Below are 22,780 nucleotides of genomic sequence, written 5' to 3'. Positions count from 1 at the left end.
ATCTATCCCCTTTTTAAGTATTGAGGAATTTTTCTACCAATTTTACACGCCAGAGTTAAATATCCAGGAAGACCATGCTCCTTGATAATTCGAATATCCTGAGATGATTTTCTTTTTTGCAATTTAAGCGTTGTGCTTTTACCACCCAACCTCATTTTTACAAGAAATTCATCTAGAAATATTTTTTTTATATTTTCATTTAAAAACCACCTTAAAGAAATATCATAATCACTGGCTATAGAGTATCGCTCATCATAATCACCATATTTATCGAAAATATTAGATCTCACATAGATAGTAGTATGGAGTGGAATCCAGCCATACTTCAAGTAACTTCTCTTAAATGATTTCGAAGAATAAACTCTTTTAACATTAGAAGTATTATTTCGCTCTACATACACACCATTACCGTAAAGCAAATCTGCACCGCTTTTTTGCATACATTTCACTACGTTGCTAATAGTATGAGGTGAATAGAACATATCATCTGAATGTAAAATTCCAATCACATCGCCAGTAGCTTTTTTAATCCCTTTATTTAATGCATCATAAAGACCATTATCCTCTTCTGAAATAAATACATCAATATTATTTTCAAATCCCTTAATAACATCGATAGTCCCATCTGTAGACTCACCATCAATTACTATATGCTCTATATTATTATAATTTTGAGCCTGAACAGACTCAATACACGAAGCAATAGTATTAACGTTATTGAATACAATAGTGATTATAGAAATTTTCACGGTGCAGATTTTAAAAGATAAATATAGAAGTTTTTAAAGAACAGAATCGAAATAGGCAATTGTTTTTTTCAAACCTTCCTCTAATTGAATTTTAGGTTTCCAACCATTCAGATATTTATCTGCTCTAGAAATATCAGGCTGGCGTTGTTTAGGGTCGTCCTTCGGTAAATCCTTAAAAACTAATTTACTTTTAGAACCAGTAATATTCAATACATTCTCAGCAAGTTCTAACATCGTAAATTCATTTTGGTTCCCTATATTAACTGGTTTCCAAAAACCATTTGGCGTCCCCATAAGGCGCACCATACCTTCTACCAAATCGTCTACATATTGAAATGATCTAGTTTGAGTTCCGTCTCCGAAAATAGTGATGTCTTCACCTTTTAAAGCCTGTACTATGAAATTAGAAACAACCCTTCCGTCTTCTGGATTCATGTTAGGACCGTAGGTATTAAATATTCTAATGATCTTAACATCTACGCCATTCTGTAAATGATAATCCATACATAAAGTTTCTGCGCATCTCTTACCTTCATCATAGCACGAACGCGGACCAATGGTATTTACATTCCCCCAGTACGTTTCTGGTTGAGGATGAACATCTGGATCCCCGTAAACCTCACTAGTACTTGCTTGGAGAATTTTAGCATTTACACGTTTAGCTAGGCCCAATGTATTTATAGTTCCCATTACCGAAGTTTTCATCGTTTTAATAGGATTATATTGATAATGAACGGGACTTGCGGGACAGGCAAGATTATATATTTCATCGACCTCAGCATAGTAAGATTCGGTTATGTCATGACGAACCATTTCGAAATAGGGATTCTCCATTAACGTAACTATATTTTTTTTAGAACCCGTAAAGTAGTTGTCAAGACAGATAACTTCGTTACCTTCATCTAGCATTCTTTTACAGAGATGAGATCCAATAAACCCGGCTCCACCGGTAATTAAAATGCGTTTTTTCATGATTGTAGTTCTTTTATTTTTGTTTGAATCTGCAGAAAATAATGTGCCTTGTATTTAGAAAAATAGTAGCCAACTTTACCATCTAAAAATCCTAATTTCCCTATATAAGCTCCTAAAAAATATACCATGGGTAGCCATCCACGTTCCATTAATTGGTACTTGAAGCGCTGTCTTTTATTCAAGCCGACAAAGCCTTCTTTTTTAAGGGTTAAAAATCGCTGTGCTTCCCAGGAAGAATAGGCATTGTGTTTGGCTATATAATGTTCCAGTCCCTTAAAATCATTGTGAATGATGGGGGCTTTCATCACGCCCACTTTCCCCTCTAGCACTGGATGCTCGTGCACTTCCATGTCTAGGTGACTCCAGGAATCTTCTTTGATCCGCTCGTATTCGCCGGTTCCTTTTCGGATCAATGGTAATTTTTGAAAAGGGTCTCCATGCTTTAATTGCTGCCCCATAAAGTAATTGATAAAACGAATCCAATAGCCATTGTACTCTTGGGATTGGATCACCTCTTGTAATTCGGTTCTAAACTCAGGAGTCAAGTATTCATCGGCATCCAAAAATAAGATCCATTCGTTGCGTAACTCCAAATTGCGCAATACCCAGTTTCGCTTTTTAGGAAACTGACCATCCCAATGAAACTGATGCACTTCGGCTCCATACGATTCTGCAATACTACAAGTAGCGTCGGTACTTTGGGAATCAATGACCAATATTTGATCAAAATCGCTTACCAACTGCATACAGCGATCCATATTTTTAGCTTCGTTCTTTACAGGAATGACAACTGTAACAGGTATCTTTTTCATATTAAAAACATACTTTAATCTTTCTGAGATAACACTCTCTTTTTTAAAAATTTGGCAGGATTACCACCAACCACTGTCCATGGATCCACATCTTTAAATACGGCTGCCCTAGCTCCAACAACAGCCCCTTCTCCAATAGTTACTCCTGGGCCTATAAAAACATCTGCTGCAATCCAAGATTGATCACCTATAGTTATATCCTTGAAGGTTAATGGTAGTAATTTTTCAGAAATATCATGAGATGCAGAACATAAATAAGAACCTTGAGATATCACTGCATTGGCCCCTATTTTGATTTTTGCTTTATTGTAAATTTCAGTATTAGGACCCAGACAAGAAAATTTATCCACTTCTAAATTCCATGGCTCAAAAATATCACAACTTGAATAAATTAAAACTCTTGAGTGCAATTTCGCCCCAAATAGCCTTAGTAAAAAATTTCTTGCAAAGAAAAGGCGTTTCCCAATCAATAATCTGAAAATAGTTCTATTGATGACACTCCAAATAATCCTTAAAAAAAATTTGGGCTTCTTTTCTGTATACTCGTTCAATTTTACCTCTTCCATCAAAACATCCTTTTCATTCTATCAATAATTCCTCTTTTGTAGTGATTAAACTTTGTAATACTTCGAAGTGACTTTAAATATGGTTTCATTTTCAGATCAAAAAAGTCCACATTGGGATTATCTTTCCATATTAAAAGACTTTGCTTTCTAGTCTCTCTTCTTTTTTTCTGAATTAATTTCACCTCCGGAGATAATCGCTTCTTTCTGGGTCTTTTAGGCGGAATATTCTCTATATTACTCAATTTATCTGCGCGATAGGGTAAACAATCTTGTCGATGGGTAAAACTTCCCTTTTGAGAACGAATAAATTCACTTTCCGGTAAATCATCTGCATGCAAATCGCCATTAGACATTCCTTGTTTGATTATTGTATCTGCTAAGTTAGACCTAGTAATCATAACATTCGTTCCTCCTCCATCATTCACATAAGGACGAATCCATGCATCTCCGAGAGCGATATCTGCTAATTCACCTGATACATCATCACAAAAATCACAGGCATTACACTTGAAAAGACCAGTACCCCACATATCTCCAAGACTTCTCATTTTTACAGTTTTCAAATCCTCTTTTCCTGCTACCTTCACCCCAAAAGAATAATCCCCCGCTGTACTATCTAAATTCTTAACTCTATATTCTACTTTTTCAACATCATCATTGAACGCACCAGCTTTCTGCGTCAAATATTCTGTAAAAAATTTACTTTTTACACCTCCGCAAATAATTCCAATTGTAAAATTAATTTTCTCTTTAAGTGCTGGGCGCTGATATTGGGCTAACCTGACCCCTTTCAAAAAACATGGAATACTAACAATGGCCACATTGCCATCAAGCTCTTCTATTTTTTGAAAAACCTTATCCATTGTAACTGGATAATACCTTGTTTTAGAGGATTTTACAACAGGATTTCCTTTTTTATTTATTGAATACTCAAACTTCTCTCCCACCTGTTGCACATTTACAACATATTCAATAATATTACGTTCAAATAATTGTTTTGTCACGTAACTAGCAATTCCTCCAGAGGAAGAAGTAGCCCTGAACTCATTGCTATACCCTACATATGTATTCTTATATTTTCCTAGCTTCTCTAATTTTTTAGTAGTAGTGTCATCTGGAAAAAATAGATTTGCAATTTCGGTTTCAGTTTTGACAGTTTCTTCCGGAAAAGGGTTAAAAGGACAAACAGAAAGACAATCAGATTCATCTGTACAATCATTGATTTCGTGTGGGACCAAAAATCCAAACTCATTCCAATCCATTTTAAGCGCTTTGGAATCACAAAAGCTAGTACATAGACCACACCCTGTACATAAATCATTATTAACTACATGAGTGATTACCTTTGGGACCTTATTCATAACAACAGTATCTTTTTATTTCAATTTTTCATTTAAATAATCTATTCCTACATCTTTAGCTTTGGCTATTTTTGCATCTACCAAATCCCAATCAATTTCTTGACGAATCATCTCAACAGTTACCTGATCTGATACTGTTACTAATCTACTAAGCAACCCCAAATCTGACAATAATGATTCAAAACGCGCCATGCCCCGCTCCTTATTTCCTAATGAAATAAATGGTTTATTAAAAATAATTGAAAATATAGTTCCGTGAAATGAATCGGTTACAACAAATTCTGCATCATAAAAACTTTTTAACCACTGCTGAACCGAAGGGTAAATTCCCTTCAAGGCATTCTTCAATATTTTAATTTTCTTAAATTGTCGAATCCCATAAGGTTCAAGGTTCAGCTCTTTCTGTACTGCATTTACAATTTTTTGTCGTTCTTCAGTCGCATCAAGAATATATAAGAGTAACTTTCCATTTGAAGGAGCTACCTTTGAAGACTCAATAATATCTATGTAATCTTCTTTAGACAATAGCATTGTAGGATCTAAATGATGGTTTGCATCCACACCCAAAAAATCCTTACATAAGGTAACACCAGACTTTTCCCTTACCGAAACTCCATCGAATTGCTGAACTAGATTCTTGCACTCTTTTGTTTCAGTTTCTGGGTATTTCCATTGTTCTCTTCCAAATGAAGCGGCATAAGACACTCTTTTAATGTCACTTTTATCTGTAACAAAACTTAAGAAGGCATCGGTGATTTGAGGAGCTGCAGTATAATTCCAAATTTGATCACTTCCCACCACATAACCTCGAAATCTTTCCCGATCAATAACATTTTTCAGAGCTTGATCTGTATAAATATCTTTAGTAAAATCTTTTATATATTTTCTTTTAAAGGTTTCTACACTCACCAAAGGTAAAACTCTAAATATAGGTAGATAGCTCAAAGCGCGCATGGTTTTCCATTTTAACAAAACAATTGAACGTATAACTATACTATCTCTATTTTTTCTTCTACTAATTATAACTGGTTCATGGCCTAGTTGTTCAAGAGTTGTTTTTAGCGCATATCCCTGTAAGATCCCTCCATAATTCCAATTAAAAGGTAGGGTTAGTTGTCCTATTTTCATTTATTAATTTGTTAAATAATTCCTGCCAATTTTTGACTACTTCATCAATCGTAAAATGTTCAGATTTTTGCATGCAATTATGCAGCATACGTTGACGTTGAATGTCATCACTTGCTAATTTTAACATGGCTTTTTCTATATCAGATTGTTGATATGGAGGATTTGTAATTAACCCCGTCTCTCCATTCTGAATAATATCATATACAGCTTCATAACTTCCATATACAATTGGCACAACACCATAGCGCATTCCTTCAATAATTACTAAACCAAATCCCTCATATTCTGATGTAAGTAACAATAGAGAAGATTTTTTATAATAGTCCAATGGATTTTGAAATCCTTCAAAACTAATCCTCTTTATACCTTTCTCTTTTACTCTAGACATTAACTTCTCCTTATCAGGGCCATCTCCGACAATTTCCAATCTCCATTCTGGTAATTTATTTGAAACAATCTCCCACACGTCAATAATCCTTTGAACCCTTTTTTGATTGTAATCTATTCTTCCTACATAGAGAAAAATCTTCTCTTTCTTTGAGATATCAAAGACTTCATCTGGAATTGTAAGAGGGTTACTAATAATAGATAACTTATAATCATTAGCTACCCTAGCATATGCTTTAAAAATATCTCTAAAACTCTCAGATAATATTACATATTGATCACTTTTTTTGTATACATAATGCATGCTTGCACGAATCACCGAATCCATAATAAATCGCTTACTAAGCAACATACTCTTTTTAAGTAGACCAATATTAGGATTATTCTTTAGAATGATATCCACATCTGTGACTCTTGCATTCCTGTTTGGCGCATTATGATAAACCGAAATAATTTTACACTTAGAATTATTATTACGCACCCTCCTACAAAGGCGATTAGTCTGAAAAGGTAATACCCATTGATTGATGATTAAATTCAGATTCATCTCTGTAGCAGTATTGCTTAATTTAAGCACGTTATCTTTACTCATTACGGGATAATTAAGTGCCACTAATCTTATAGAATCATGACAATCCTTTTGTAATTCGGGAGCTGGCTGCTCAAACGATGCTATGGCGACCCTATAGCCCTTTGCAACAAATTGATTTGCCAAGTATGTTGTTACCTGCTCAGTTCCGCCATAACTAGGATAGGTACCTATAATAAAAAGTATTCCAGACATATACTAATCATGTATTTTTGTTTTAAACTTCTTGGCGACCTCGTAAATATCATAATATTTCTTATAACACTCGAATGCTCTCAAACCATACTGTTCTTTTTTAATATCTTTAAAATTATTCCATTCATCCAATATTTGATCGCAACTATCTTGAGTATCTGAAAATAGTAACCCCGCTCCTGAATCGATTACTTCTCGATAAATATTAATCTTGTCGGAAATTAGAACTGGTGTTCCACAGGCTAATGCTTCTACCACTGCTATCCCAAAATTTTCCTGATGACTTGGCAAGATAAAGGCTTCAGCTTCATAAAAAGCTGCCCATTTTGCATTTTTAGTTAACATACCCGGAAAAATTATATTTTTAGATGGGCTTGCTAGTTCTTCCATCTCTCTTCCATAATCTGCATCCAGTGCTGGACCAGCAATAATTAATTGTGGTAAGCCCCCCTTGACCCTCTCCAATTTCAAATAGGAATTTATTAATAAATCAACACCTTTCTTAGAATGAATTCTACTCATAAAAAGCCAAAAAGGTTTTTCATTCCATTCAGGAATATGGCTAATCAAAGCACCCTTCATTTCCATTTTTTTGATAGGTGGTTCAATAACACCATAACCTATGTTGATTTCTCTTTTCGGTAAATAATGACTAAATGTTGTCCGAGCAAGTAATAATTCTTGCTCACATGTAAATAAAACCCCATCAACACCGTTGACTACTTTTGACTCAATTAAATGCCAGAAAAATAAATTTCTAACAGCCTTCAATTTTCTTTCCTTAGCCTTTTGAAAATAAGGATCGAGCATTCCATGCGGCATTATATAAAGTCTAGGCACCTTGGAAATTTTTCTTTTCAATTTTTCCCAGACTCTATAAGTACCATAACTATTGTACATCCACAATCCATGAATGATCACCACATCAAAACGTAACATATTCTTGTTTAGCCATGGAGCAAGTCTCTTGCAATACAAATATGGCTTTTTTGCTGGTCCAATTGAATTGATCGTAAATGAATCTTTATACTCTGTACTTGGATCATCAAAACAAACTACTTCTGTTTCAATACCACAATTTCTCAAAGCTGGAACACTATTCCTTATACCCTGACATGGCCCTCCTGCCTTTGGATTCATAGAAGTTATAACTCTAAGTACTTTCATTAGTTAAATAACATATCCTTTAGTTCTAGAAAAATATTTAGCATCTTTTTGAATAGGAACAATAGGTTTAGCTGGATTTCCTCCGTATAACATCCATTCCTCTTCATACGATTTATTAAGCAAGGCTTTGGCTCCTAATACAGATTTAGCCGGTAATTTAGAACCTCCTAAAATCACCACATTGGTCCCTATAAAGGTATAATCCCCAATATAAATAGATTGACTATCCTGCCTGTTGTCATATACATTGATCGAATGAGTTAATAGCTGAGATTGATAGCCTGCTATAGTCACAAACTTCCCAATAAAAATTGGGCTGGTACAATCAATATGATGATTCTTTGTAATGGCACTATGTGCTCCTACGGCAAACATCGACTTACGATCGGTTTGATGCTGGAAATGCTTTGACGAACCCTTCGAGCTAAAACCCGTAATCCAATTTCCTCTTCCTATAGATACGTGCTCTCCAAATGTATGGCATCCAAATGTACTGCGGTATTGAAATGTCCAATCTTAGAATGCGCTTCCATTTCCAGATAACCTGGAAAAACCCAAGACCATCCAATACGTGCTGTAGGATGAATACAATACCCATAATATCTTTGTAATAACCAACGCTTCAATGGCATTGGTGCTATACAGATAAATAGTTTTAAAAGTTTACCCATATTGAAAAAAATCTTTATACCGTTGTATCATCAACGTGGTTTCAAATCGTTTAATATTTTCAAAACCTGCGGCTTTTAGTGTTGTTTCCAGATTTCTATCCTTCAAAATAAGATCTACTTGCTGGGCAAATGCCTCTGGTTGGTACGGATCAGCATAGAGCGCTCCTGTACCACCTACTTCGGGCATGGGAGCCAAAAAACTGGCTACCACCGGAGTCCCACACGCCTGTGCCTCGGTTACTGGCCAACCAAAGCCTTCTGAAAAAGAAGGGAATATAAATACTTTTGCTTGATTGATCAACGCTTCTAAAAGTGTAAATTCCGGTTTGATTACCTCTACCACCCGATCTGACAGCTCTAATTCCTGGATCATTTCTTTGAATTCCGAAGTTAGAGGCTTCCCTGCAAAACATATCTTCCCATCCCAGTCCGGAAGATATGACAACATATGCAGCAGTAGCTTCTTATTTTTACGCGCCAAATTAGACCCTAAATGCAATATATAGTCATTCTTTAGCAAGCCCTGTAAACCTCCCGATTGTAATCGCTGAAGTTTTACTTCATTTGATAGTTGCTGAAACGGGGCATTGAATCCATTATGAATCACTGTCCATCCCGGTTTCGTCTGCTTCCCATGTAAATCGACCAATTGACCCAATGTAAATTGTGAAACACAGGCTATTTTATCGCTCATTGTTAAATGCCGCAAGATCCATTTTTGCAAAAGCACTCCAAAACGTGATGCGGGGCAATAAGCATCCTTATACCCCAAAGCACCTCGGATTGCCAAAACATCATGACAGGTAATACTGCTCCGGTTTACAGGCAAACTACGCATATAGTAGGCATTGGAATGGTCGCATACATGAAAATATGTGTATGTTGTCTCTTTTTTTACTTTTAATCTCAGTAACAAAGGAAATAACAACCATTTATCCATATACCCTAACCATTTCCCTACACCTGACAAGGAGTTCTTAAACGGTTTGGCAAACCATACCTTCGGACGAAATATCTCAACAGTACAGTCACCCTGAAATCCCATAACAAGCATCTGAGCAAAGCGTTCCATACTTTCTTGGTGGTCTAAAGGATAATTACCAATAAATACAATTTTTTTATTCATCTAAACTATTTTCAACTTCTAAACTCGCCAATACCAAACCTGTCGTGATTACAAAAAAACCCAAGTTGGTGGGTTGTCCCCACTGTCCTTGAATAATTACTACAAATCCCGTACTTAACAACAACCAAGACAAATACTCTCCTTTACCGATTTTTTTAAATGCCTTCCATAATGAACCGAATCCTATTTGAACACGTAAAATAATCACTAACAATCCAAAGACCACTCCTATTTCGCCAAGAATACGCCCCCATTCCACCTCCGGCAACAAAAAAACAGCTTCTCCCGATAATAACATAGCTCCCACGTTGGAGCCCATCCCAAGTCCGGCACCCCAAAAAGGAATGTCTCCAGCTTGAAATAAATACTCATACATTCCTCCTAAAAAACGGACAAGTAATACACCTTCTAAACCACCTTCATTTTCATTAGCTGCATCGAATCTCGAAGTGAATGCTTCTAAAGCGGTTGAAACTTCCGGAACTTGCACAAGAACAACTCCTACCAATACCAACACCACTATTGCAATCAGCGTTTTGGGTAATTGTCTAGGATTTCGTAATTGAATACCTCCTACAAACAACAAGAGTAACACTACATTGAAGAAATAGGTACGGCTAATACTTAAAGGGATAGCAATAATAGCCCCTAGGGTAGCACCTATCAATAATATTTTATTCACCTTATTTCTACTTAACCAAAAGTAAGTAATAAAACAGATTGCCAAGGCATAAAAGGAGGTAGTTCCATTAATGAAAGAAAAAGTACCGGGAGGCCTGAAAAACCCTTTAGCTCCGCTAAAACCTGCCCCAGAAGTATCCCCACCCACTCCACGGTTGATCAAAGCAGATTGAGGGGAATAAAATTGAAAGAAAATGATTATGGTCATCAACAAAGTCAACCATAGAAAAATCTTTCCCAATTGTAAAAAATCGTTATATGTCCAAAAGCTTGCTATTAAATACACAAAAGGAACATGAAAAAAGAAGATCCGCGCTCCAAATAAAGCCACAAATAAATTTTGATGCCCTAAAAACAGTGCTAAAAAAGTAGTGACAATTCCTGTAAGCACAAATAAAAGAAGGCTAGGGCTTACCGGAAACAATCGATATTTAATAGCTAAAAACACCGCATAGATCGCAACCGGTTCTCGTACCACTAATAAAGGAGTCGCTAAAAAGGGTAAAAACCATTTTCGCAAAGCCCCTTCAAAAATCAACAAAAAGAAATATAGCCATATCATTTGCTTGATACGCTTTGCTATCTGCTCATTTTGTTGGTTCATCAAGGCTACACTTTCGTTTCTTACTGCCATAGTTAGTTATCTATCAATTTTTGAACTTGAGTTGCCGTTTCCTGGCTGTATACATTCCAAGGCCTTGATTGCGCCTTTTGCATAGCCGCTTCCCCTAGCTGTGGTATATGTGATCGCTGCTGCAACATATGTTCCAAGGCAGCTACCAAACTATCAGTATTTCCCGCTTCGGTCAACCATCCATTTTCAGCATGTGTAATGATGTCTGGTCCTATGGTGCGCTCGGTAGTGATCACAGGCAGTCCTTGTGACATGGCTTCTGTGATCACCAAACCAAATCCTTCAAATAAGGATGGAAATACAAACACATCCTGGGTTTGCATCAATTCTAATATTTGAGCATGCGGTAATCCCGGTATATAAGTATGTTCTTGCAATGCCTTTTCTAAGGGAACACAAGCTCCGCCGGACTTTCTCCCTACAATAGTCAATTCGATATGCTGTTTCCCTATCAGATCCACCGCTTCAAACAAGTTTGCGAGTCCTTTGCGTTGCGACAAGCCTCCTACAAACAAGAGCTTCAACTTTCCATGAGGGTTGTTATAGGTTCTATTGATTGCTACCGGAGGAAAACCGTAAGGCACTACGGAAATAGGCGCTAATGTACCCGGATAGTCCTGTAAGGTTTCTTTGGTAAAACTGCTGGCTACAAAAATATGATCGGCCAATGCCAATTCTTTATCTTTTCGAGCCAGTTTCGCTGCTGAATCTCGAAAACCCACCATGGTTGGCGCCCATTCCGGACGCGCCTCCACTTCTTGCTGCATTAACCGTCGGGCAGCAAGCCAATACCCAATGGGTAAATCGTACAGACAGGAAATACCAAGTGACTTGGCTACCTGAAAGCTTTCAAGGGCTATATCTTCATAAGCATACATTCCTTTGATACCGGATTCTTTGGAAAGCAACTGTGCCGTTTTATGATCAATATAGTGACACACTTTATCAATACTAAACTGTCCTGATTCATGGGTAGTTAGAAACTTCAATTTCAATTTAGCACAAATTATGCGTCCTAATTCTCTATAAAAATATGTGTTTGTGTAATTTCGTAAAGAGGGATCAAAACTTCTTTTTTGAAATTCTCCTAAAAATGAAATACGACGACTTATTTTATCAAGAGATGAGTCTGGAAAAGTTGCCACCGAAGTCACAAACCCGCCTAAAACTCCAGCCTGCTCCATACCACGTAAGACAGCTCTTACATTTTGATTTCCTAATGGATGGGATAATATAACTTTTCTATTTTTCATGTACTTCATATTTTATCCAAACAACCATGCACGATTCGCTGCTAAAAATTCACACGGATTGTATCTTAGTTCTTCTGTTCTTTTTTTATGAAGTAAAACAGCCGGATTACCTGCTGCAATCCCATAAGGAGGTACATCTTTGCTCACAACAGCACCAGCTCCTACTACTGCTCCTCTTCCTATGGTTACTCCAGGCAAGATGATGGCTCCGGTAGCTACCCATGCGTAGGACTCTATTACTATGGGGGCCTTTTTATGTTGCCACAAGGGATCCATAAGGTCGTGAGACGCTGATAACAAAATCACTCCATCATTAATACATACATAATCCTGTATGGTTACACGGTCATGTAAAGCAATTTCCACACGACCTAAAAAAGAGAACTCACCTATAGTTAAGTTCTTTTTATCTCCATTAATATCAACGTTACCCAACTCGGCCGTTTCAGCAATCAATCCACCCTGTCTTATCAATGACTTCCGTTCCCTATTTCTACGTCTTAAAACGGGATAACTATGGATTCGTTTTGCCCAAGCTTTTGCATTATCCTTTGAAAAAAAGGGAAACACTGCTCTATTTTGCCATAAATATTTTAATGAAGCCATAATTACAGATGTAAATCGTTTATAAATTGTGTTGCCACATACGATACCTCGAAATGGCTACTTTCTGTAATAGGAAACATTTCCTTGTCAATCTTACCTCCTTGCCATTGTAAAACATAGGGATTGGTCAGATTTGCGGCCATGTTTGAGTTTTTAGTCAAAACCCATGGCGTCCATGGACGTGCTACGCAAACAACAGCCATATCGTGTAACAACATTGCAGCTATCGAACCACTTTTTTGGGTCACATAATACGGAGTCGTACTAATGCCCAGATCACAGTAGTCCAGGAGTGTACTAATAGTTTTTTCAGATTGACGCCCATGTACTTCATAAGGAATATCGGAAACATCCAACAGATTTATCCAACTCGAAAGTTCATTTCCATTGCCTCCAATAAAGTGAATCTTTACGCTTTCAAAGGAAGTTTGCAAGATATTAAAAAACTGTTTTATCGGTGCTCCGGGATGAATACTTCCGAAAATCCCAACATGAACTATACTATGCATAACCTTCTTTTCTTTGCTGCCACTCTCTATTTTACCAATATTGCTAAATAAAGGTAACAAATTTGCTTTCACACCTAACAACCTCAACTCTTCCTGATATAATGAGGTATGGGTATGCACACAGCAAGGATTTAGTATTTTCAATAAATTTCTAATCAATCTTCGCTGTAAGGTTCCGATTATTTTCAATTTGAACGAACTTTCCTTTGCCATCGCTACCCAAAGTTCATGAAACATAATATGCCATTGCACATTATGTCCCTGCACGATACACGGCAATACCTTTAACAAATAATGAGGAAAGCCTTTCGCATCAAAAGCATAGGGCACAAACTGTAAACTTACCAAATCAGGCTTCTTTTCCTCAATGAAATGCTTCGCTATGGATATGCGCTCCGATTCTTTTAACATTAAAGGTATCCGTTTTACAGGTATGGAGTGCAATACTTCATCTTGTACTTCCTTTATATGCTTATCAGAAAGCGCCAACAGCACTACCACTATTCTTCTCTCTTTCAATTGCGATACCAATGCTCTGGTATAGTCTCCTACACCATCCTTTCCTTTTTCCAAAGAACCACATATAACCAATATTTTAGAAAACTTCATAATCTGTCCTTAACTTTTTTGGCTGGAATACCTGCCCAAACCTCATTTTTGGGTATTGATTTGGTTACTACTGCATTTGCTGCAATCACTGCTCCCTCCCCTATTGTAACCCCCTTTAACACCACCACATTTACCCCTAACCAAACATCATCTTCCAAATATATTTCATCTTCAGTGCCTATTTGACTGTTCATATAGCTTCCTATAGCCATTCCATGATCATGATCAATAAATTTGCATCCAGATGCTATCAAACAATTATTTCCAACATGAATTGCTTTCCGGATATTAAACTCTACTCCATATCCTACAAAAACATTGTTTCCAATAATAATCGAAGCAGAGTCAGAATATATTCCGTCATAATGAAAGTATACATCATGTTCAAAACGACTACTATCCCCTATTTTCACTTGATGAGGCCAAGTAAATCTAGCATTTCCGACAACAGTTCCTTTTCCTGTTTTCAACCCTTGAAAACGGTAAATGCTTGTTCTAAAAGAAAAATATTTTGGTATATATACCAATCGAATTTTAAATAGACCCAATCGAAGTATTTTCTTTATAATCATAATGGTTTACTATAAAAACGACTCAAAACACTCCAGATCTTTATCAAAATTTGTTTTTGATACACCATAAACTTATTATAAGGTTTTATTGGTCCTTCCGCATACTCCCAAAATAATTTGTCAACTCTCCTCGGCTTCAGACCCTTTAACCAAAATAAAAGTGGTTTTACATCCCATGGTTTCTGTCGTCCCAAGGCATGTGGAAACATCACTAAACCAGGGAAAAAACCCATTGCATCACGATCAACTATACAAGTTTTTCCATCATATATACCTATTGCCACATTCAATGCATCTTGATCTGTTTTACTAAACGCATCAAAATCTCCTCCATAGACAACCTTTGGTTTTTCAGAAAAAATAGATTTATGCAAACCTCCTATTTCATTAGCCATTAAATCTTGCGACTTCTTCCAAAGATTTAGAAAAACAATATCTTTCTTGGCTACTCCAATAAAACCACCATTCACATATATATCTGATTCATAATTTAAGTCAATCGAACATTTCGAATAAAATTCAACCCATTTCATACGACGAGGATGATTTCTTGAAATAGGAGAATTTACGTCAGCAGCCATTGCTATGCCATATTCAATCCATTCAGCAAAAAAATTAATTGGTGTTACATTTACAATATCTGGATCAAAATATAGTAAACCATCCGCAGTTGTCGTTTCATTTTCTAGAAGATCCATCATAAAGTTTGGTTTATAATTTGTAAGAGAAATATCTGTTTCCAAAGGCAAGAAATTAAGAGTTAAACCATCTAATACTTCAAATGTTGAAACTCCACCCCAATCAATACTTTTATTCTCCTCTCTAGAAGAAGTCCAATTTGGGAGATTCCCTCTATAACCTACATGTATCTCTCCCCTAAAACCCCACTTATATAATGAATTAGTTAAAACCGCTACACCGTAATGATACCTACCTTCAAATAAGGTACAAACTTTAATATTCATCCAAAAAATCCTTAATCTATATGAATTTAAACTCTATATACTATCAAATATCTCTCAATTTAAGGATTTTAAAAAATCCAAATATGAAATTCATTAAAAAACTAATCATATTTATTGCAATATTAAATTGCAAGACACCGACCAAAGATGTTACATCCATTACATTGACAAATAGAATAATACTGATCAAATTCACCATTATCATTACAACTGGATGAATCACCCATCCACGATTACTGTACAAACCAAAAGCTACACCCGACAGAAGTGAAAAAGCGCTTCCGATAATCGTTAACACCAATTCAAAGTTCAATCCTTTGTATTTATCTCCTAAAATCAAAAGAATCCAATCTGAACAGCCATACGTTACCGCAATAAAGATCAGCAGTACAACCGAAAGCCCTAGAAAGATCAATATATATTTTTTTAACAAATTGGACCGTACAGGTTTTAATCGTGAAAACCGAGGTATTACCAAAGTACTTACCACTGTACTAATCAACGTTAATACCATGGCTAAGCGCGACAAAGCCCCAACACTTGCAATAGAACCGGTATTTCCAAAGAATGAAAGAATCCAAACGGTAATCTGTCCAGAAATACAATAATAGATAGAACCTGGTAATGTACGTCTTACAATACGCATAATACGTGCTTCGATTTTCTTATCTACCGGTGCTGCTTCATCTATAAACGGTGCTGCTATTTTGTGCAAACGAAAATTACCGATCAAACGGGGAATTCCATTACCCAAAACAGCTATAAAAGTAAATGGAAATAAAAAGACAAACACACCGCTAAAAAAAAGGCGCATTAATGACACCAATAATTGATTCTTTTGCAAAGGTGGAATCGCCTGATGCAATTTCGGTACCGTTTGTAACAGGGAATCAGATAAGGCCGCCCAAAAAGAAGGAATCAGCGCTAAGGTAATCAGTAAAATTGAAGTCCAAGGAGCATCTTGCTTGTTCAATAAATAGATCAGTATCGGAATGGTCACTATCAAACTATAGACGGCAAACTTTTTTCGCATGTGTATACTAGTCCGCAATACTTTTCCTAATCCATACCGATCTTGCCATACTTCTCCTCCAGCTGCCATAGCTCCATTGTTGATTCCTCCGTCAGCTAGTACCGTCATGGTACCCAACATGGTATTGGCAATGGTATAAAAGGCATATTCTTCTTTGGGCAATAATCGTATAATCAATACTCCTACCAGCAAACCTAACCCTTGCACTAAAGCTTGAGCTCCTCCAGTAATCGTTAGTAATTTTCCCCACTGCAAAACAGTAGCCTTTGAAGTACCCGAAGTTAATTTATTCATTTTGACATATCCTAATTATCGCCATTGCAAGGTTATAAGAACATTTCGTTCCTACTAATAATAGTTATTCGATAATATTTACCTTCTTTATAATTCCTTACTTTATAAAGTAACTCCCTTTGTAGCTACTCAAGGAATTACTCCACTTGCTTTAAAATTTTATGCCCCGCTTTTAAAAGATCTACATCTCTTTTCATCAATTTAACATCGCCTTTCATCATATCTTTTACCAACGCCTTTAAATCATACTCGGGAACCCAACCCAGCTTTTCTTTGGCTTTAGAAGGATCTCCTAATAACAAATCAACCTCTGTCGGACGGAAATAAGAAGGATCTACAGAAAGTACTTCTTTACCGATCTCAACCTTATAATCTCCATTACAAGCTACCACAAAAGCCTTCTCATCTACTCCTACGCCTTTAAATTCTAACTCAATTCCTACTTCCTCAAAAGCCATACGTACAAAATCTCGAACCGTTGTAGTTACCCCAGTGGCAATCACCCAATCTTCAGGTTTATCTGCCTGTAAGATCATCCACATCATACGCACATAATCTTTGGCGTGCCCCCAGTCTCGTTGCGCATCTAAATTTCCTAAATATATTTTATCCTGTAAACCTAGTGCTATTTTTGCTACGGCTCGGGTAATTTTTCGGGTTACAAAAGTTTCCCCTCTTCTTGGAGATTCATGATTAAACAGGATTCCGTTACAGGCATACATATTATAAGCTTCACGATAATTCTTAGTAATCCAGAAACCATAGATTTTAGCCACCCCATAAGGAGATCTGGGATAAAAAGGACAGGTTTCGTCATAGAAACCATTTGCATTTTTATTTTCCGGTAAACCTCCGTATAGTTCGGAAGTAGAAGCCTGGTAAATCCTGGTTTTTTTCTCTAAACCTAATAAACGTACCGCTTCCAAAATACGTAGGGTTCCTAATCCATCTACATTACCCACATATTCAGGGGAATCAAAGGAAACCTTTACATGGGACATCGCACCCAAATTATAGATCTCATCGGGCTGGGTTTCCTGTATGATTCGAGTTAAATTCATGGAGTCAGTTAAATCTCCATAATGTAATTTTAGGCGTTGATTTGGATCATGTGGATCCTGATATAAATGATCTATACGATCTGTATTAAAAAGGGAAGCACGCCTTTTGATACCATGTACCATATATCCCTTTTCCAATAATAATTCCGCTAAATAGGAACCATCTTGTCCTGTAATTCCCGTGATTAGTGCGACTTTCATATTTTTTTATTTTAGTTCAGTAGTGAATTGTGAGTAGTAATTTAGTCACAATAATAATTACCCAATTTCCAAACCCTATTTTTATTTTATTTAATAGTAAAAAATAATCTTTATAAATAGGGAAAAGACGAAACATCTGTTACATCTTTACCTGCTTAAAGCTATCATTATTAGTTAAGAACCATTGGTAAGTTTTTTCAATTCCTTCCTCCAATTCCACCTGATGTTTCCATCCTAAGTCATGCATTTTAGTAATATCCATTAACTTACGAGGCGTACCATCAGGTTTCGAACTATCCCAAACAATCTCACCTGTATGCCCAACTTTCTTTTGAATTGTTTCAGCCAATTCTTTAATTGTGATATCAATACCGGTACCCACATTGTAAAGATATTCCGGCAATTCATTTTCTAACGCAAATACCACACTAGCAGCCATATCATCCACAAAAAGAAATTCTCGCATCGGTGTACCACTTCCCCATAAGGTTACGGCTGAGTTATTATTTTCTTTGGCCTCATGAAATTTACGTATCATGGCCGGTAACACATGTGAAGTTTCCAAATCAAAATTATCATGCGTCCCATACAAGTTGGTAGGCATCAAACTCACAAAATCTTTTCCGAATTGCTTTCTTATGGCCTGACAGGCTTTTACTCCGGTGATTTTTGCAATGGCATACCATTCATTAGTCGGCTCTAAAGAATCAGTCAACAAATACTCTTCCTTTAAAGGTTGTGGTGCCAATTTAGGATAAATACAGGAACTTCCGAGAAATATAAATTTCTTTACATCCAATTTATGTGCAGCATCAATTAAATTATTTTGAATTTGCATATTCTCCATCAAAAACTGAAATGGATAATTATTATTAGCCAAAATACCTCCTACACGTGCGGCAGCATCAATAACCACATCTGGTTTTTCGCTTTTGATAAAATCAAAAACAGCTTTTTGATTTCTAAGATCTAATTCTTTACTCGTTCTCCCAATTAGATTTGAGTATCCTTTCTTTTTTAACACTCTCCAGATCGCAGCACCAACCATTCCTCGATGACCAGCAAGATATATTTTAGAATCTTTTTCCATTTCTATTTACAAATAAGCAATTGCAATAATCCCTCTACTAATAATTTCAAATTCTATGGGTTTAGTTTCCGATAGAATAAAACTTAAATCCTTTTTCTTCCATTTCGTTTCGCTCTAATAACCTTCTACCATCAAAAAGAAAGGCCGGTTTAAGCATACTTTCAAAAACTTTATCCCAATCCAACTTTTTAAACTCATCCCACTCCGTCAAGATTGCCGTAGCATGAGCGTCCTCAATAGCCTCATAAGGGCTATTCACGACAGTAACCAGATTTCTATTCTCTTCTTCAGATCGAGAACCTAGATAATCTAGATCTGCATAAATTTGTGCTGAAGTAACTTTTGGATCGTACACCACAACTTCTGCTCTTTCGTTTAATAAATAATCAGCTACGTAGATTGCTGCAGATTCTCTGGTATCGTTCGTGTCCTTCTTAAAGGCCCAACCCAGCATCGCAATTTTCTTTCCAGAAACTGTATTATATAGTGTTTTTACGATATTTGCTGCAAACCTTCTCTTTTGGTGATCATTCATTATAATTACCTGCTCCCAGTAATCAGCTACCTCATTCAAACCAAAGCTTTTAGCAATATAAACCAGATTTAAAATGTCTTTTTGAAAACAGGAACCTCCAAAACCAACGGAAGATTGTAAAAACTTAGGACCTATTCTACTATCTTTTCCAATGGCTCTAGCGACTTCTGCTACATCAGCACCACTGGCTTCACAAAGTTCAGATAACGAATTGATACTGGAAACTCTTTGTGCTAAAAATGCATTTGCAGTTAATTTCGATAGTTCTGAAGACCATACATTAGTCGTTAAAATATTTTCTTTGGGTACCCAGTGGGCGTAGACATCTACTAAAGCCTGCAAAGCTTTGCTTCCCTCTTCCGTAGTATAATCCCCCCCAATCAAAACTCTATCTGGGGCATGAAGATCTTCCACTGCAGTACCTTCCGCTAAAAACTCAGGATTCGATAAAATATGGTATTTCACCCCATTCCCGGTATTATGTAGAATATCAGACAAGGCTGCTGCCGTTCTTACGGGCAATGTAGATTTCTCTACCACTATTTTATCTGAAGTAGCCACTCTGGCTATCTGTCTTGCGCATAATTCAATCCATTTTAAATCAGCCGCCATGCCCTTACCTATTCCATAGGTTTTGGTAGGTGTATTTACCGAAATAAAGATCATATCTGCTTTATCGATGGCTTCATCAACATCTGTAGAAAAGAATAAATTTCTTCCTCTAGCTTCAGCCACTACACCAGACAATCCCGGTTCGTAAATTGGAATATTCTCAACATCTTCATCATTCCAGGCTGCAATTCTTTTTTCATTAAGATCTACCACAGTTACATTTATTTCCGGGCATTTCTGAGCGATCACCGACATTGTTGGTCCTCCAACATAACCGGCCCCTATACAGCAGATATTCTTAATTTTCATTTCTAAAATTTTTAGTTAGTTACTTTAAAATTATTTTTACTGTTACAAAGGAAATCAGCGTTCCTTAAGTCTTTTTTATTATATAATAAAGGGACTTGATTTAAATCCTCTATCTCAGCCTGGGCATTAGCACATACAGCGTGCCCGGCAGCGGTGTCCCATTCCATGGTAGTACCGAATCTTGGATAGCAATCCACAATACCTTCTGCCACCATGCAAATTTTTAACGAACTTCCTTTTGAAATAATTTCAACATCAGCATATGAAGCTCTTTTTTGATTTATAAAATCTTTGGTGGTGTTCGTTAAATGCGATTTACTGGCCGCAATTACAAAAGCTTTATTTTTGTGCGTTAAAGGCAACTTTTTTCTAGAATCCAGTTTAAATTCAAACTCCTTAAAATTTCTTACTCCTGTTAATTTATATGATCCTGACTGCCCTCCCCAATATAAAAATTCTAAAGCAGGAGCATACACTACTCCTAATACCGGTTTTTGCTGTTCGATCAAAGCGATATTTATAGTAAACTCACCGCTTTTTTTTATAAATTCTTTGGTGCCATCTATAGGATCTACAATCCATAGTTTATCCCAATGCTTTCTTTCTTCATAGGACAAATGTTTTCCTTCTTCAGAAAGGATTGGAATTCCTGTTTTTTCCAGCTCTTTTTTAATAATTGTGTGCGCAGTTTTATCAGCTATGGTCAATGGTGAATGATCTGATTTCATTTCAACATCAAAGTCTCCGGCTTCATAAATCGACATTACCTCTTTGGCTGCCTTAAAACTTGCCTTAATCGCTATCTCTAAATACTGATCTTCCAACTTAAACAATCATTCCTGCTGCTACAGTTTCGTTTGTGCCGGCATCAATTAAAATAATACTCCCGGTATTTCTATTATCGCGATAAGAATCAATCATTAACCTTCTTGTCGTACGAATTTTTACTCGTGCAATATCATTCATCTGCAAACTATCGTCATCTTCTTGCCGTTCGTAAGAATTGATATCTACCTTATAAACAACCGACTTAATCATGGCTCTTTCTTCATTTGAGGTATGCTGAATTACATACTTAGCTCTTGGTTTTGCTGCATCATTATTTAACCAGCAAAGCATCACATCAAATTCCTGAGAAGGTTCCGGCTGATTGTTTTTCTTTACAATCATATCCCCTCTACTAATATCAATATCGTCTTCTAAAGTAATTGCGACCGACATTGGAGCGAATGCTTCCTCAATTTCATCTTCTCCGGTATTTATAGATTTAATTTTTGAAGTAAAGCCGGAAGGTAATACAGCAACCTCATCTCCTTTTCTATAAATTCCGCTGGCGATCCTTCCTGCATAACCTCTATAATCCCTGAATTCTTCAGATTGAGGTCGTAGCACCGTTTGCACCGGGAATCTGGCATCAATCTTATTGATATCACTACTAATATGAAGTGTCTCCAAAACATTAAGCAGTGTACCACCTACATACCAGTCCATGTTCTCTGATTTATTCACCACATTGTCCCCTTCTAAAGCACTAATTGGAATAAACCGTACATCCTTCATCAATAATTTACTGCTGAATTCTTCAAACTGCGCGGTAATCTTATTAAAAACTTCTTCAGAATAATCTACCAAATCCATTTTATTTACGCAGACTACTAAATGGGGAATATTCAATAGCGATGCGATAAAAGAATGCCTTTTAGTCTGTTCGATCACCCCATTTCTGGCATCAATAAGAATCACTGCCGCATTAGCCGTGGAAGCTCCGGTAACCATATTCCTGGTATACTGAATATGACCAGGAGTATCGGCAATGATAAATTTTCGTTTAGGAGTCGTGAAATAGCGGTAAGCGACATCTATGGTAATCCCCTGTTCTCTTTCATCTTTCAACCCATCGGTAAACAAGGCTAAATCTACCCCTTCATGCCCCTTTTTTGAACTCGTAGCGGTAACCGATGCTAATTGATCTTCAAATATAGATTTAGAATCGTATAAAAGTCTACCTATCAGGGTACTCTTACCGTCGTCTACACTTCCTGCTGTTGTAAATCGTAATAACTGATTATTACTAATTTCCATTGTAATTTATA

The 22,780-nt window shown here is 36.5% G+C and carries 23 protein-coding genes; all 23 read right to left on the bottom strand.

The genetic code is table 11. The annotated features are described in order from the left end of the window. Positions 1-2 precede the first annotated feature (2 nt). A complete protein-coding gene (locus ZPR_RS02700) occupies positions 3-749 on the bottom strand; it encodes a glycosyltransferase family 2 protein (RefSeq protein ID WP_013070073.1) in 747 nt (248 codons plus the stop codon). Positions 750-782: 33 nt separating this feature from the next. Continuing rightward, positions 783-1,721 (bottom strand): UDP-glucuronic acid decarboxylase family protein, encoded by a 939-nt coding sequence (locus ZPR_RS02695; RefSeq protein WP_013070072.1) that lies wholly within the window; start codon positions 1,719-1,721, stop codon positions 783-785. Beyond that, positions 1,718-2,533: a glycosyltransferase family 2 protein gene (locus ZPR_RS02690; protein ID WP_013070071.1), complete on the bottom strand. Its 816-nt coding sequence runs from the start codon at positions 2,531-2,533 to the stop codon at positions 1,718-1,720. Before ZPR_RS02690 ends, ZPR_RS02695 begins: the two co-directional genes overlap by 4 nt. Before the next feature lie 14 nt (positions 2,534-2,547). Beyond that, on the bottom strand, positions 2,548-3,099 hold the full coding sequence (locus ZPR_RS02685) for an LbetaH domain-containing protein (RefSeq protein WP_013070070.1): 552 nt from the start codon (positions 3,097-3,099) through the stop codon (positions 2,548-2,550). Next, positions 3,099-4,460, bottom strand: a complete 1,362-nt coding sequence (locus ZPR_RS02680) for a Coenzyme F420 hydrogenase/dehydrogenase, beta subunit C-terminal domain (protein ID WP_041578605.1) — start codon at positions 4,458-4,460, stop codon at positions 3,099-3,101. The genes ZPR_RS02685 and ZPR_RS02680 overlap by 1 nt, the downstream gene beginning before the upstream one ends. A 15-nt stretch (positions 4,461-4,475) precedes the next feature. After that, entirely contained in the window at positions 4,476-5,588 is a 1,113-nt protein-coding gene (locus tag ZPR_RS02675; RefSeq protein ID WP_041578603.1) for a polysaccharide pyruvyl transferase family protein, read from the bottom strand. Further along, entirely contained in the window at positions 5,557-6,759 is a 1,203-nt protein-coding gene (locus ZPR_RS02670) for a glycosyltransferase (RefSeq protein WP_013070067.1), read from the bottom strand. The genes ZPR_RS02675 and ZPR_RS02670 overlap by 32 nt, the downstream gene beginning before the upstream one ends. Positions 6,760-6,762: 3 nt before the next feature. Further along, positions 6,763-7,926 (bottom strand): glycosyltransferase, encoded by a 1,164-nt coding sequence (locus ZPR_RS02665; RefSeq protein ID WP_041578601.1) that lies wholly within the window; start codon positions 7,924-7,926, stop codon positions 6,763-6,765. 3 nt (positions 7,927-7,929) lie between these two features. Then, complete coding sequence (locus tag ZPR_RS23640) at positions 7,930-8,301, bottom strand: acyltransferase (protein WP_013070065.1); 372 nt, start codon at positions 8,299-8,301, stop codon at positions 7,930-7,932. Positions 8,302-8,378: 77 nt separating this feature from the next. Then, entirely contained in the window at positions 8,379-8,597 is a 219-nt protein-coding gene (locus tag ZPR_RS23635; RefSeq protein WP_233421342.1) for a hypothetical protein, read from the bottom strand. After that, positions 8,590-9,723, bottom strand: coding sequence for a glycosyltransferase family 4 protein (locus tag ZPR_RS02655; protein WP_013070063.1), 1,134 nt, complete (start codon positions 9,721-9,723; stop codon positions 8,590-8,592). Before ZPR_RS02655 ends, ZPR_RS23635 begins: the two co-directional genes overlap by 8 nt. Further along, positions 9,716-11,038: a hypothetical protein gene (locus ZPR_RS02650; protein ID WP_013070062.1), complete on the bottom strand. Its 1,323-nt coding sequence runs from the start codon at positions 11,036-11,038 to the stop codon at positions 9,716-9,718. Before ZPR_RS02650 ends, ZPR_RS02655 begins: the two co-directional genes overlap by 8 nt. 2 nt (positions 11,039-11,040) lie before the next feature. Continuing rightward, entirely contained in the window at positions 11,041-12,300 is a 1,260-nt protein-coding gene (locus ZPR_RS02645) for a glycosyltransferase family 4 protein (protein WP_233421340.1), read from the bottom strand. 3 nt (positions 12,301-12,303) lie between these two features. Continuing rightward, positions 12,304-12,897 (bottom strand): acyltransferase, encoded by a 594-nt coding sequence (locus ZPR_RS23915; RefSeq protein WP_013070060.1) that lies wholly within the window; start codon positions 12,895-12,897, stop codon positions 12,304-12,306. Between the two features lie 2 nt (positions 12,898-12,899). Beyond that, on the bottom strand, positions 12,900-14,015 hold the full coding sequence (locus tag ZPR_RS02635) for a glycosyltransferase family protein (RefSeq protein ID WP_013070059.1): 1,116 nt from the start codon (positions 14,013-14,015) through the stop codon (positions 12,900-12,902). Next, positions 14,012-14,587, bottom strand: coding sequence for an acyltransferase (locus ZPR_RS02630; protein WP_013070058.1), 576 nt, complete (start codon positions 14,585-14,587; stop codon positions 14,012-14,014). The genes ZPR_RS02635 and ZPR_RS02630 overlap by 4 nt, the downstream gene beginning before the upstream one ends. Next, the gene (locus ZPR_RS02625) at positions 14,584-15,552 is read right to left on the bottom strand and encodes a hypothetical protein (protein WP_013070057.1); all 969 of its coding nucleotides are present in this window, start codon (positions 15,550-15,552) and stop codon (positions 14,584-14,586) included. The genes ZPR_RS02630 and ZPR_RS02625 overlap by 4 nt, the downstream gene beginning before the upstream one ends. Positions 15,553-15,595: 43 nt before the next feature. Then, the gene (locus ZPR_RS02620) at positions 15,596-16,879 is read right to left on the bottom strand and encodes an MATE family efflux transporter (protein ID WP_013070056.1); all 1,284 of its coding nucleotides are present in this window, start codon (positions 16,877-16,879) and stop codon (positions 15,596-15,598) included. A 137-nt stretch (positions 16,880-17,016) separates the two neighbouring features. Further along, complete coding sequence (gmd, locus tag ZPR_RS02615) at positions 17,017-18,141, bottom strand: GDP-mannose 4,6-dehydratase (RefSeq protein ID WP_013070055.1); 1,125 nt, start codon at positions 18,139-18,141, stop codon at positions 17,017-17,019. Between the two features lie 139 nt (positions 18,142-18,280). Then, entirely contained in the window at positions 18,281-19,231 is a 951-nt protein-coding gene (locus tag ZPR_RS02610; RefSeq protein WP_013070054.1) for a GDP-L-fucose synthase family protein, read from the bottom strand. Positions 19,232-19,292: 61 nt separating this feature from the next. Next, a complete protein-coding gene (locus tag ZPR_RS02605) occupies positions 19,293-20,687 on the bottom strand; it encodes a nucleotide sugar dehydrogenase (RefSeq protein WP_013070053.1) in 1,395 nt (464 codons plus the stop codon). Between the two features lie 11 nt (positions 20,688-20,698). Then, a complete protein-coding gene (gene cysQ, locus ZPR_RS02600) occupies positions 20,699-21,511 on the bottom strand; it encodes a 3'(2'),5'-bisphosphate nucleotidase CysQ (RefSeq protein WP_013070052.1) in 813 nt (270 codons plus the stop codon). Between the two features lies 1 nt (position 21,512). Beyond that, positions 21,513-22,769 (bottom strand): sulfate adenylyltransferase subunit CysN, encoded by a 1,257-nt coding sequence (gene cysN / locus ZPR_RS02595; protein WP_013070051.1) that lies wholly within the window; start codon positions 22,767-22,769, stop codon positions 21,513-21,515. Positions 22,770-22,780: the final 11 nt, after the last annotated feature.

The sequence above is a fragment of the Zunongwangia profunda SM-A87 genome (assembly GCF_000023465.1).
GTDB classification, from domain to species: Bacteria; Bacteroidota; Bacteroidia; order Flavobacteriales; family Flavobacteriaceae; genus Zunongwangia; species Zunongwangia profunda.
This window is presented reverse-complemented; position numbering and strand designations above follow the sequence as displayed.

Bases quoted from the DNA above. Each gene is read 5' to 3' on its own strand.
- ZPR_RS02695 (WP_013070072.1), bottom strand. From the start codon at position 1,721: ATGAAAAAACGCATTTTAATTACCGGTGGAGCCGGGTTTATTGGATCT.
- ZPR_RS02690 (WP_013070071.1), bottom strand. From the start codon at position 2,533: ATGAAAAAGATACCTGTTACAGTTGTCATTCCTGTAAAGAACGAAGCT.
- ZPR_RS02685 (WP_013070070.1), bottom strand. From the start codon at position 3,099: ATGGAAGAGGTAAAATTGAACGAGTATACAGAAAAGAAGCCCAAATTT.
- ZPR_RS02680 (WP_041578605.1), bottom strand. From the start codon at position 4,460: ATGAATAAGGTCCCAAAGGTAATCACTCATGTAGTTAATAATGATTTA.
- ZPR_RS02675 (WP_041578603.1), bottom strand. From the start codon at position 5,588: ATGAAAATAGGACAACTAACCCTACCTTTTAATTGGAATTATGGAGGG.
- ZPR_RS02670 (WP_013070067.1), bottom strand. From the start codon at position 6,759: ATGTCTGGAATACTTTTTATTATAGGTACCTATCCTAGTTATGGCGGA.
- ZPR_RS02665 (WP_041578601.1), bottom strand. From the start codon at position 7,926: ATGAAAGTACTTAGAGTTATAACTTCTATGAATCCAAAGGCAGGAGGG.
- ZPR_RS23640 (WP_013070065.1), bottom strand. From the start codon at position 8,301: ATGTTTGCCGTAGGAGCACATAGTGCCATTACAAAGAATCATCATATT.
- ZPR_RS23635 (WP_233421342.1), bottom strand. From the start codon at position 8,597: ATGGGTAAACTTTTAAAACTATTTATCTGTATAGCACCAATGCCATTG.
- ZPR_RS02655 (WP_013070063.1), bottom strand. From the start codon at position 9,723: ATGAATAAAAAAATTGTATTTATTGGTAATTATCCTTTAGACCACCAA.
- ZPR_RS02650 (WP_013070062.1), bottom strand. From the start codon at position 11,038: ATGGCAGTAAGAAACGAAAGTGTAGCCTTGATGAACCAACAAAATGAG.
- ZPR_RS02645 (WP_233421340.1), bottom strand. From the start codon at position 12,300: ATGAAGTACATGAAAAATAGAAAAGTTATATTATCCCATCCATTAGGA.
- ZPR_RS23915 (WP_013070060.1), bottom strand. From the start codon at position 12,897: ATGGCTTCATTAAAATATTTATGGCAAAATAGAGCAGTGTTTCCCTTT.
- ZPR_RS02635 (WP_013070059.1), bottom strand. From the start codon at position 14,015: ATGAAGTTTTCTAAAATATTGGTTATATGTGGTTCTTTGGAAAAAGGA.
- ZPR_RS02630 (WP_013070058.1), bottom strand. From the start codon at position 14,587: ATGATTATAAAGAAAATACTTCGATTGGGTCTATTTAAAATTCGATTG.
- ZPR_RS02625 (WP_013070057.1), bottom strand. From the start codon at position 15,552: ATGAATATTAAAGTTTGTACCTTATTTGAAGGTAGGTATCATTACGGT.
- ZPR_RS02620 (WP_013070056.1), bottom strand. From the start codon at position 16,879: ATGAATAAATTAACTTCGGGTACTTCAAAGGCTACTGTTTTGCAGTGG.
- gmd (WP_013070055.1), bottom strand. From the start codon at position 18,141: ATGAAAGTCGCACTAATCACGGGAATTACAGGACAAGATGGTTCCTAT.
- ZPR_RS02610 (WP_013070054.1), bottom strand. From the start codon at position 19,231: ATGGAAAAAGATTCTAAAATATATCTTGCTGGTCATCGAGGAATGGTT.
- ZPR_RS02605 (WP_013070053.1), bottom strand. From the start codon at position 20,687: ATGAAAATTAAGAATATCTGCTGTATAGGGGCCGGTTATGTTGGAGGA.
- cysN (WP_013070051.1), bottom strand. From the start codon at position 22,769: ATGGAAATTAGTAATAATCAGTTATTACGATTTACAACAGCAGGAAGT.